This is a genomic window from Maribellus sediminis (genome assembly GCF_011799805.1).
Lineage (GTDB): Bacteria > Bacteroidota > Bacteroidia > Bacteroidales > Prolixibacteraceae > Draconibacterium > Draconibacterium sediminis_A.
The window spans coordinates 1-13,548 of the sequence record NZ_WXUB01000010.1 but is presented as its reverse complement, the minus strand read 5'-3'; the positions used below and the strand labels follow the sequence as shown (position 1 = coordinate 13,548).

3 protein-coding genes are annotated in these 13,548 nt (G+C 43.9%); all 3 read left to right on the top strand.

Translation table 11 applies throughout. The features are described 5' to 3' along the window. Positions 1 to 29: 29 nt before the first annotated feature. Positions 30 to 10,391 (top strand): HYR-like domain-containing protein, encoded by a 10,362-nt coding sequence (locus tag HFD85_RS21620; protein WP_206082057.1) that lies wholly within the window; start codon positions 30 to 32, stop codon positions 10,389 to 10,391. 41 nt (positions 10,392 to 10,432) lie between these two features. After that, positions 10,433 to 11,380, top strand: coding sequence for a PorP/SprF family type IX secretion system membrane protein (locus HFD85_RS21615; RefSeq protein WP_167614513.1), 948 nt, complete (start codon positions 10,433 to 10,435; stop codon positions 11,378 to 11,380). Between the two features lie 642 nt (positions 11,381 to 12,022). Continuing rightward, positions 12,023 to 13,548, top strand: a 1,526-nt coding sequence (locus HFD85_RS21610; protein WP_167614511.1) for a hypothetical protein, incomplete at its 3' end; no start/stop codon positions are given.

The window sequence follows — 13,548 nt, the reverse complement described above, 5'->3', positions numbered from 1 at the left end:
CGGTACAGGATACAACTGATCCCGTATTTGTGGAACAACTGCCACAGGATATTACTGTTGATTGTGATAATGTACCCGATATGGTTACGCTCACTGCTACCGACAACTGCGGTACAGCAAACGTAGTCCCTACTGCTGACACAACTGACGGCTCTTGTCCCGGAAGTTATTCAATAGAAAGAACCTGGACTGCGACGGACCAGTGTGGGAATGTAACTGCTCATACGCAAATTGTTACGGTACAGGATACAACTGATCCCGTATTTGTGGAACAACTGCCACAGGATATTACTGTTGATTGTGATAATGTACCCGATATGGTTACGCTCACTGCTACCGACAACTGCGGTACAGCAAACGTAATTCCTTCAGCCGACACAACTGACGGCTCTTGCCCCGGAAGTTATTCAATAGAAAGAACCTGGACTGCGACGGACCAGTGTGGGAATGTAACTGCTCATACGCAAATTGTTACGGTACAGGATACAACTGATCCCGTATTACACAATCTGCCTTCAGCAACATTAACAGTCAATTGCGACCAAGGAGCACCAGCTCCTCCTGTAGTAACTGCAACAGATAACTGCGATACAGATGTAGCAGTGAATTACGAAGAGCTAAGCAATACGGTAGTTGATGGTTGCGGACAGATTGTTAGACGCTGGACAGCTGAAGACGACTGCGGAAATCCGGTTTCATTTACTCAAACTATCACAGTTGAAGATAATACTCCTCCAGTTCTTTCAGTTCCGCTTGATACCATTCTTTTCTCTGATGAGAATTGTTCGGCCGACACAACTACGGCAAGCACAGGAATGGCAACTGCCACTGACAATTGCGATACAGATCCGACGGTAAGCTATGTAGACAGGAGCTGTTTTGGTACCGACGTATCATTTACACTTTCTGCTAATAGTGCTGGGCAAATTGCGGAATTCGATATAAGTGGCCTGGATAACCTGAAAGCCAGTGACATCAAAAATCTGGACTTAAGTTTCTCTGTTACACAAGGAGTTGGAAATGCTCAATTCTGGCTGATTGCTCCAAGTGGCCAGGCTGTAATTTTGGTTGGACCATATTGCGGTGACGGTGACGTTTGTAGTTTAACCGGAACATTTAATGTGACTTTTAACAGCACTGCTTCAACAGTGTGGAACAATAGTACCAATGCCAGTTTAGATGGATTGTTTCAACCGAACGGTGAAACAACTTCAGAAATTTCTGTTCCAGGTGTAAGCCTGGTATCTGGCTTTGATCAGTTCACCGGCGACATGAACGGGACCTGGAGACTCTTTGGACGAAAACAAAAAGAGGTAGATGGAGGAATCGGCACTTTAACCTTTAATAGTGTCTGTCTCACACCTGCTCTATCAGGTTGCGAATACAACGATATAATCGTACGTCACTGGACAGCAACAGATAACTGCAATAATGTTTCGGCTGCTCAACAGGTAATCCAGGTGATCGACAATACAGCACCTGTATTTGCAGACCTTCCTGCTGATACTACGATAGCATGTCCGGAGGTTCCGGTATTTGCACAGGCAATTGCAACTGATAATTGTAGTGCAGAAGTTGATTTAACATACAAAGACACAACCACCAACGGCGGTTGCGCCGGGGAATACAGCATAACCCGTACATGGACCGCTGTGGACGACTGTGGAAACACTTCAACTGCATCGCAGACCATTCATGTGATCGATACCACTGCTCCGGTTTGGGACAACGAAGCCGCAGAACTCGATGCCAACCTCGAATGTGCCGATGTCAGCAGCCTGATCAGCGCCCTGCAACTTGAACCTACTGCCACCGATTCATGTGGCTCAGGAGTAACCGTTACGCTGGTGGCAAACGACACCATTGACGGTGACTGTGCAGGTTCATTCACCATTATCAAAAAATGGACAGCTACCGACGACTGCGATAACACAAGTGCCGAGTTTGTTCAGACAATTACTGTTACCGATGCAGTTGCCCCGGTTTGGGACCTTGCTGCCAACAGCCTTGATGCTGAGTTGACCTGTGACAATACCAACGGACTCGACTCGGTTTTGGCCCTGGCGCCAACAGCAACTGACGACTGCAATTCCGGAGTATTGATAACACTGACCGACAGCATTGTCACTCCCGGAAACTGTGCCGGTTCATTCACTATAGTAAAAAAATGGAAGGCTACTGACAACTGCGATAACGTAAGTTCAGAATTCATCCAAACAATAACAGTATCGGACAACGTTGCTCCGGTTTGGGATCTTGCGGCAGGAAGTTTAAATGCCGACCTGGCCTGTGATAATACGAATGGTCTGGATTCCGTCTTAGCTCTTGTACCAAGCGCAACCGACGAATGTGGTTCAGGAGTAAGTGTAACACTTACTGACAGTATTGTGACACCGGGAGACTGCGCCGGCAACTATACAATTGAAAGAAAATGGACAGCAAAAGATGACTGTGGAAACACAAGCGCTGAATTTGTTCAGACAATCTCGGTAAGCGACGATACTGCCCCGATAGTAAATTGCCCCGGAGATCAAAATCGCAAAGTTTCTTCGGTGGATACCCTTTATACGACTTCAGGTACAGAATTTGACCTTATTTCGGCATCAGAAGAATGCGGAACACTGGCAGATACCTCGGTCGTAGTTAACGGAACAACTTACGATATTGAAACCCTTGCTGGATTTAAAATGCCATTGGGGACAAATAATATTACCTGGAAAGTCACTGATAATTGTGGAAATACAGGCGAGTGTTCATTTACAGTTACCGTTACTCCAAGTGGCACTCCGCGCACAATTTGCGTAATAAAACCGCTTCTTTTGGATTGCGGAGACGACTATCTGGCTGAAGCACAACAATGGGTTAGCGACATGCTGGATACCATGTTGGCCAATACCGAAGATGATGAACCGATTACACTGGACATGATCACTTCTGACTTTGATGGTGAACTTCCACCAGTGGAATGTGTAACTGACTTTGGGTCAGCAACAGGAAAAGAAGTAATATTTACTGTTACCGACAGCCTTGGTAACCAGGTTCACTGCTACACCAAAATAGCTATTATTGACCGTACGCCGCCAAGCATCGACACCGAAGCGTCCGACTTAGTAGTTGAATGCGACGGACAGGGTAATGTTTCAGAATTTACTGAATGGCTCAATGCATATGGAGGTGCCGCAGCATCAGATATTTGTAGCGAAGTGAGCTGGAGCATGGAAGCAGATACAACTAATATTTGTGGTGGTGCCGATTCTGTATCAGTAACATTTATTGCTTCTGATACTTGTGGAAACTCGAGCAGTACTACGGCAGCTTTTGTGATCAAAGACAGAACAGATCCGACATTCACTGCACCGGATGATGTTACAATTTACGCCGATGCAAATTGTGAATTCAACGATTCTACTTCGGTGACCGGTGATGTAACCGATGAAGCTGATAACTGCTCTTCTGCTCTTCAGGCAACTTTCGAAGACGAGCTTGCTGATGGAGAATGTGATGGTCAGAAAATAATCACGCGTACCTGGACACTGGTAGATGATTGTGGCAACACAGCTACAGATGTTCAAGTGATTACCGTGCTGGATACAATCGATCCGACATTCACTGCTCCGGACGACATTACCATTTATGCCGATGCAAATTGTGAATTCAACGATTCGACTTCAGTAACCGGTGATGTAACCGATGAAGCTGATAACTGCTCTTCTGCTCTTCAGGCAACTTTCGAAGACGAGCTTGCCGACGGAGAATGCGATGGTCGGAAAATAATCACACGTACCTGGACACTGTTAGATGATTGTGGAAACACCGCTACAGATGTTCAAGTCATTACCGTTCTGGATACAATCGATCCGACATTCACTGCTCCGGATCACATTACCATTTACGCCGATGCAAATTGTGAATTCAACGATTCGACTTCACTAACCGGTGATGTAACCGATGAAGCTGATAACTGCTCTTCTGGTCTTCAGGCAACTTTCGAAGACGAGCTTGCCGATGGAGAATGCGAAGGTCAGAAAATAATTACACGTACATGGACTCTGGTAGATGATTGTGGCAACACAGCTACAGATGTTCAAGTGATTACCGTGCTGGATACAATCGATCCGACATTTACTGCACCGGACGACATTACCATTTATGCCGATGCAAATTGCGAATTCAACGATTCGACTTCGGTAACCGGTGATGTGACCAACGAGGCTGACAATTGCTCATCTGATCTTGAAGCAACTTTCGAAGACGAGCTTGCTGACGGAAACTGCATGGGTGAAAAAGTAATCACACGTACATGGACACTTGTAGATGATTGTGGAAACACAGCAACAGATGTTCAAGTGATTACCGTGCTGGATACAATCGATCCTACATTCACTGCTCCTACCGACATTACCATTTATGCCGATGCTAATTGTGAATTCAACGATTCTACTTCGGTAACCGGTGATGTAACCGATGAAGCTGATAATTGCTCTTCTGCTCTTCAGGCAACTTTCGAAGACGAGCTTGCTGACGGAAACTGCATGGGTGAAAAAGTAATCACACGTACCTGGACACTTGTAGATGATTGTGGCAACACAGCTACAGATGTTCAAGTGATTACCGTGCTGGATACAATCGATCCGACATTCACTGCTCCGAATGACATTACCATTTATGCCGATGCAAATTGCGAATTCAACGATTCGACTTTGGTGACCGGTGATGTAACCGATGAAGCTGATAACTGCTCTTCTGCTCTTCAGGCGTCTTTCGAAGACGAGCTTGCTGACGGAGAATGCGATGGTCAGAAAATAATTACACGTACATGGACACTGGTTGATGATTGTGGCAACACAGCTACTGATGTTCAAACCATTACTGTACTGGATACTATGGGACCGATAATTACTGTTCCTGTAGAATATCTTACAATGGAATGTTTTGATTCAGCACGTGTTGCGAACTGGGCAATGACTGCAACAGCCACCGACGGTTGCGATAAAGTAATAGAGGTAGACTATTCATACAATGAACCGGAAACCAATTGCAACGAGGAGGTAACCGTTACTTTTACCGCAACAGACGACTGTGGCAATGTAACCACTGAGACAAAAACATTCGAAGTGGACGATATTACCAAACCTGATGTTCCTCAGGCACCTGCCGACCTTTGGGTTCAGTTGCTTGACTCTGTTCCGGCTGCCGTTGACTTGACTGCAACGGACAACTGCAGTGGAGACATCACGGTAAGCCCGAGTGAAGATATTGAGCAGGGTCCTTGCGAGAACAGCACTAAAATTACACGTACCTGGATATTTGCAGATGACTGCGGAAATGTGGACTCTGTAAAACAGGTGATCAATGTAAACGACAATACGCCTCCGGTTCCACCTATTCCACCGGCTGACACAATGGTACTTTGTGCCGGTGATGTGCCTGCCCCCGCTGTATTGTATGCACAAGATAACAATGGAGATGATATACTGGGTGTTGTATCACGCGACACTACTGAAGGAGAATGCGTAAACAACTTCAGCATCACTTATACCTGGACATTTACTGATGATTGCGGAAACGATGTAACTGTCGAACAACTGATTACGGTAAATGATACCGTATCACCAACTTTTGTTGAAGCACTGCCCCAAGATACTACAGTGAACTGTGATGCAATTCCGGTAATGACTGCTCTTACTGCTACCGACAACTGTGGCTCAGCAATAGTAACTCCATCGGCTGATACCAGCTGGAGTGAACTATGTGCTTCAAGCTACGTGATTACAAGAAAATGGGTAGCCGAAGACGAGTGCGGAAACACTACCGAACATACACAAGTTGTAACTGTTCAGGATACCACACCTCCGACTCTCGAAGTGGAGGCAATGGATATGACCATCGATTGTTACGGTGTTGAGATTCTTACTGTGCCGGAAGTACCACTCGACCTGCGTCTCAACGAACAACAGGTTGGAGCCCTGGCTAATCCGTTCCACCAATGGTTATTCACTCAGGGAATGGCTTTCGATAATTGTGGCGATGTAAGCTGGAGTTACGAAATAGTCAATATTAATAATGAATGTGGATTAACCGGCTCTGCAGAAGTTGATTTTATTGCAATGGATGAATGTGGAAACAGTGTTACCACTTCCGCTACTTTCACGGTACAAGATACCACTCCTCCGGCACTGACCGAAGATGCAGTAATTCCTCAAGGCGACCAGGAAATAGACGCTTGTATGGCTGAAATTCCTGAAGGTCCTTCGGCCGATGCAATTGCCGAACTCTTTGAAGATAACTGTGGCACGGTAACAGTAACCAAGGATACAACCGAAGGCGAGAATAGCGACTGCCACTGGTCGGTAACTTATACCTATTCGATTGTTGACGAATGTGGCAACTTTGCTGATGAAATTGAAATCACCTATGCAGGTGGCGACAATACTCCTCCGGCGATTATTTGCCCGAACGACACAACTTTGAATATTGATGCCAACGATCCTTATGCAATCGTTGAAATTCCGCTGCCAACCGTTTCTGATGCTTGTGGAAATGTAACTTATTACAACGACTTCACCGGCGAAGAAAATGCAAGTGCAATTTATCCAATTGGTGATACAGAGGTTACATACTATGCAGAAGACGAATGTGGAAACATTGATTCATGTAAATTCACGGTATCCGTGCTTTGTGAAAATCAGACACGTATAGATGGTGAAGTTTACGTTGGCGATCTCAGTCAGGGGCAGCGTAATGTGATGGTAACTCTGATCCCACAAGGAAATACACCTGGAGATGTTCAGATTAGTGTAACCAATACAAAAGGACAATATGCGTTCGTGAATATGGTTCCGGGTGAATACCTGGTGCAGGTACAGGATGCTAACTTAAATGCAAAAGGCCTGTTCAACGTGAACTCCAGTTTGTTCTTTACAACTATCGTTGAATGCGAATTCCAGACGCATAACTTCGAATATGAAGAGTTTGATGGGCCTGTAATAGGCGACTTGGTATGGTACGATGTTAACCAGAATGGTATTCAGGATGAATGGTACGATGCCAACGATGATGGCGAGGTTACACAAAACTTCCCCGACTTTTCGAACAATGGTTATGTCGATTTCAATAGCTGGGAATGGATAGACATGAACGGCGACGGAAGATACGATGGACCTGAAAATGAGGGCGAGCTGAACAAAGCCGGTGTTGGAAATGCTTTGAATCCGAATATAATTGTAACCGGACCAAATAATTTCACTGACAGTGTGGTTGTAGGAATCATCGGTTACTACCGTAGTCGCCCCGATGTAATGGGAGATTACACGGTAACACTTGATTTTGATGCCAACTTATCAGCCGTAGCTGCAAGTAAGGGAAGAAGTGGCCTGGTGAAAGTATTAACAACAAATACCAAATCAGCCAGATTACCAAAAGGAATCAACGATCCACATGCAGAATTTGATGCTGAGTGTGGTGTTACTTCCGACAATCCGCAGTTCGCGTCGCTTTCAGAAGGGAATGCGATTGATCTGACCAAAGACTTTGGTGTAGCCTGCGTACCGATGACCATCGAAGTGCGCGACATGACTGTTGAGTGCGACGGTAACGGTAACCTCGAAGATTTCGAAACCTTTATTGCGCAGTTTACAGTAGATACCTCATTGTATGAAATAACAATCGAGTCGGATACAACTGAAGGCTGTGGTTTGACAAGGACTGTTGAAACCACCGGAATTATAAGTGGATCGGAATTCGGAAATGATACTGTTTCTGCCATTTTCAGAATTGAAGATACCACTCCTCCGGATATAACAACAGCCAGCAACCAGACAGTGAATTGTGATGAGGATTATACTCCGATACTGAATGCATGGCTCGCAAATAACGGCGGAGCGACTGCAGATGATCTTTGTGGAGGTGTAAGATGGTCCAACAATTTTAACGGACTAAGCAACAGCTGTGGTACCAGTGGAAGTGCAACCGTAACTTTTACGGCCACCGACGACTGTGGCAACTTCTCGCGAACAACTGCTACTTTCAGTGTTGTAGACAATAGCGCTCCTACACTCACTGCTCAGGCTCAGAACCTGATTGTAGAATGTGACGGACAAGGTAATGTAGCAGACCTTGAAGCATGGCTCGCTTCCAATGCGGGAGCAAGTGGCTTCGACAATTGTGGCGAAATAAACTGGGACAATGATTTTGATGGCTTAACAGTTGAGAATTGTGGTGCCAGTGTAACCGTAACTTTCACTGCATTCGATGAATGTGATAACTCGGTACAAACTTCAGCTACATTTACAATTGTTGATACTGAAGCGCCTGACTTTACCGTTCCGGCTGATACAATTATTTATTCGAATGAAAACTGCGAATATGAAGCCGGCATAGAAATTACCGGTGACGTGAGCGATGAAAGCGATATTTGCTCTGAAGCAGTATTGGAAGCAACTTTTACTGACTCTATTGCTCAGGGGGAATGTGCTGGCGAATGGATTATCCTTCGTACCTGGAACCTGGCCGACGGATGTGGCAACGATACTTCGAAAGTACAGACGATCACTGTTCGCGACAATATAGCTCCTACCCTCACCTGTAATCCACTTACGGTTTACACCGGCGAAGACGGCAGCATAATGCTCAGCGACACTGATATGGCCAATTTGTATACCGTTTCCGATAATTGTACATCGGAAGAAGACATCTCAGTTACTATTTCTCAGTACGAATTTGGTTGTAACGACGCAGGCATTCAGGAAGGTATTGCAGTGGCGATCACAGCTACCGACCTTTGTGGAAACGTCTCGACATGTACTACAGCAGTAACTGTTATCGACACCATTGCTCCTGTTGCTGTTTGCAGCGATATTGAAATTGCACTCAACGCTTCAGGATATGCAAGTATCACTTTGGAGAACATTGAAAATGGTTCATCAGATAATTGCATGATCGACACCATGTTCATCGACAAAACCGAGTTTACATGTGATGATCGAGGAGAAAACCAGGTAACACTTACAGTTATTGATGCTGCAGGAAACGAAAGTACTTGCACTGCCACTGTAACAGTTAAGCAAGGCGAAGCCTTGTGCGGTATAAATCCAACCCGATTCAAAGCGAATCCAGATACACTAACGCTCATTTACTGTCCGGGAGGAACTGTTACCGGAGATATCGATCTGTTCAGCAACGATGAAGGATTTACCCGCGATGATGTAAGCTTTAACGTAACGACTGACATTCCTGTCGGAGTAAGTGTAACTAATGGCGAGCTAGTTTACCTGAACGAAACTGCTAACGAGGCAGTGCTTACGCTTACCTACTCAATTTGCGATTTGACGGACAGCACGAATTGCGACAGTGCAGAGGTTACCATTCGGGTATTGCTTGATACTGATTGCGACGGTGTTCCGGATATTGATGACATTGATGATGACGACGACGGAATACTCGATGTGGATGAAGAAAGCTATGCACTGAACCAGGAGACACTCGATTCTGATGGCGATGGTATAGTTGACCGACTCGATATTGACTCGGATAACGACGGTATTCCTGACAACATTGAATGGCAGCAAACCATTGCTGAAGGACTGGAAGCTGACAGAAGAGGAAGGTTAGAAATTGATCAGGTTGACTGGGATTATTATCCTCCTCTGGGAATCGACTCAAACGGCGACGGTTGGGATGACCAATATGACACAGAAAATGAAGGTGTTTATTACGCTCCTTTGGACATGGACCTTGATTTCATTCCTGATTACTTAGATGATGATTCTGATGGAGATGGAATCCCGGATTACATTGAAGGTTGGGATGAAGCACCGCATGATACAATTGCCGATACTGATATCGGGGCCACCGATTCTGATGGCGATGGTTTGTATGATCCTTACGATTCCTATGACACCAGTGATGAATGGCTACATGGACTGAATGCTATTGGTTCTTATGCTCCATTACAGGACATAGCTGGCGATACTATTAATGGAATTCGAGATTGGAGAGATATTATACAACGCGAAACAGGGAGAGGCAACAATATCTGTGGAGAACCGGTGATCCCTAATGGATTCTCACCCAATAATGATAACATCAACGATTACTTCGAAATGTTGATATATTGTGTAAATGATGTTACAGGCGAAGAAACGACGAGAGTCTTGGGAGATGATTTCACGGATGCGAAGATTGAGATCTATAACCGTTGGGGCAACCTGCTATATGAAAAAGAAAGGTATGGAAACACTGATTATTGGGGTGAATATGATGCCTGGTGGGACGGTACATCTACGAACAGTATGCAGATAGGTAATGACAAGTTACCAACGGGAACGTATTTCTACATACTCTACTTGAATAATGAACGGGTTATTACAGGATCAGTATTCCTAAATAATTAATTGATTAATTAATGAATGTTAAATCCGAAAAATTTAGAAAGATGAAAGCAAAATTAAATATAATCAAAGGTTTAGGGATTCTGGCAATAGTAGTGGCCGCATTTACATCAAATGCCCAACAGGACCCTATGTATACGCAATACATGTTCAATACACAAACCATTAACCCGGCTTATGCCGGTACATGGGAATCGGTAGGTTTTATGGCACTTGGCCGCCATCAATGGACAGGCTGGGACGGTGCACCTGAAACCTATACATTTTCACTCCAGGCCCCGCTTAAAAACGAGCGGGTAGCCCTCGGATTCGATGTCATCAGCGATAAAGTTGGATTGGAGAAGAAGTTTTACCTCTTTGCCGACTACTCCTACCTGGTACCGGTTGGCGAAAAAACAAACTTACGTTTGGGATTAAAGGGAGGTTTCACCAACTATTCGAACAACCTGCAGGAATATGACATAATTGATCCCAACGATCCTAGTTTCGTTGGAGAAATTAACAACGCATTCAAACCTAATTTTGGAGTAGGTGCTTTCTTATACAGTAAAAAAGCCTATGTAGGATTCTCCATCCCGAAAGTTGTAAATACCACTTTCGAAAACGACATGAAAAACTTTTCAGTTGAAGGAGAACTTAGACACTATTTCCTGATTGCGGGAGCAGTATTTGATTTGGGCGAGAATGTGAAGTTCAAACCAACTATGTTAACGAAAGCTTCGTTCACCTCGGAAACAGGTACTCCGGTTCAATTCGATCTTACCGGAAACTTCCTGATCAAAGAAAAACTTTGGTTAGGTGCGATGTACCGTACCGGATCGTCGTACGGCTTTATTGCCCAATGGATATTTGCCGAGAAACTGAGGATTGGTTATGCGATCGATTTTTCTACCAACAATCTGAAAGAGCATAACAACGGTACACACGAAGTAATGGTTTCGTACGAACTCAGATTCAAAAAAGAGAATGTGATCTCACCGAGATATTTCTAAGAAATTTTGATGTTGTGTTTTTAAAACCCGGTTTCCAATCTGGTGAGATGGTTCCGGGTTTTTCTTTTTTTGATCTTTTGAAACCAAGATCGATGGTTAAATATTCTCCAAACCAAAAGATGAACGTTTAGCAATAATTATAGTCGTTTCAAATAAGCCCTTCTTCAAAAAGGTTAAGTTTTTATTCACTTGTTCTACTCAATTCTCCACTTTTTTGAGAAATTCGAATAAAGGATATTTATGTATCTTTTTGGCCATTTCGGGATGTTTGTCCCAATATGAAACCACGAAAGACCTTTTCAGAAATCCCTACTCATTGTTTTTCAGCTACTTAAATCCAATGGCATAACCTTTGCCTATTAATTGGCACAAACGTACTAAATACAAAATTGAAATAATGAAAAGGACGCAATTCAAAATTAACTTTGGATTTTATGATGTTAAGTAGTATTTTGCAACTGCAATAATTGAATCTGGAATTTAGGGCAGATAAAGAATAAGGGGTTATTTGAATCTATCCGATAATTTCACTCAAGTTACTTAACAAAACATTTGAATGCTAAGGCATCGATTTTATAAATCGAGCTGGACGTATAATATTATGTTACACACAACATTGAAGAAATTATTAAACCTTACACGATGAAAAAAAGTTTTACCCAAAAGATTTTAATCCAAATCGCGACAGTAGTTTTAGCACTGTTCGCATTACTGGCACCATCTGAAAGTAATGCACAATGCGAGATTACTTCTTCCGGCTGCAATACAGATGACGTAGTTGTATGTGCCGATTCGGTTAACGCGATAACCGGCCAACAGGGAAAATACCTCACCTGGACAGCTCCGGACTTTACACTTACCTGCGTTGGAGACACAGGAGAAACACAAAACTTCTTTATGTCTTTCGACCTGCCGGAAAGTAACCTGGCAGCCCAGTGCTGGGAATTTAACGGAGTTCAAAGAACCGGTCAATCCAGTGATGGCTGGATGAAATTATGGCAATCCTCAGGCAGTGGTGATCCATACATCATTACTCCACTCACCTATTTTCATCCGAACACAGATGTGACTGTTTATTTTACAGTGCCCAATGGCGAGGAATTTACCTGGCATCTGATTCTGATTGATGAAGCGGGTGTAGAAACCGAAATTGATGCCAACACCATCAATTCTACAGGAAGTTCAACACTTTCAACACCGGATACTACCGGAGCTTTTTACTTGAAATTTCTATTTACAACAGCACTTAGCAATATCTCAAACAAAAACACAATTGATGATATTGTACATGACGGTGTTTTACTTGATGTTGATTGTGCTTCGGGAATTGACTTTACTGTTTCCGGTCCGGCACCATCAGGTTTTTTTATTATAGGCGACACTACACTGACATATACAGCAACTTACACTCCAAGTGATGGAGGCGCTGCAATTACCGCAGAATGTTCATTCAACATTATAGTCGAAGGAGTTCAAATCGGATCACTTGCAACTACCCCGGAATCGTGTGCGGGTAATGATGGCACCGTAACAATTGTAGCCACATCTCCCACATCGGGAACTCCGGATTTGCAATATTCAATCGACAATGGAGCCTGGACTTCTTTTAACTCAGGTGAAACTATCACCGGTTTAACAGCCGGTGTGCATACACTCGATGTAAAAGACCTATCTCTTCAAGGAGATTGCGGACAAGTTGAATTAAGCAATTTTACAGTTGCCGACGGAGATGCACCAACTGCTGAAACTATCCAGGTTGAAGGTTGCGAAACTGTTACTGTAAACGATTCAGTTTATACCGCTACAGGTGTTTACACACAAATGCTGAAAAATGCTGCAGGTTGCGATTCAACTCTTACTGTTGATGTTACCATCCTCGAGCCTACTTCAGAAACCATTTATGTTGACGGTTGCGAAACTGTTACTGTAAACGATTCAGTTTATACTGCTACCGGTGTTTACACACAAGTGCTGAAAAACGCTGCTGGTTGTGACTCAACTTTAACTGTTGATGTTACCATCCTCGAGCCTACTTCAGAAACCATTTATGTTGACGGTTGCGAAACTGTTACTGTAAACGATTCAGTTTATACCGCTACAGGTGTTTACACACAAATGCTGAAAAATGCTGCTGGTTGTGACTCAACTCTTACTGTTGATGTTACCAT

Coding starts and splice junctions, on each gene's coding strand:
- HFD85_RS21615 (WP_167614513.1), top strand. CDS start 10,433: ATGAAAGCAAAATTAAATATAATCAAAGGTTTAGGGATTCTGGCAATA.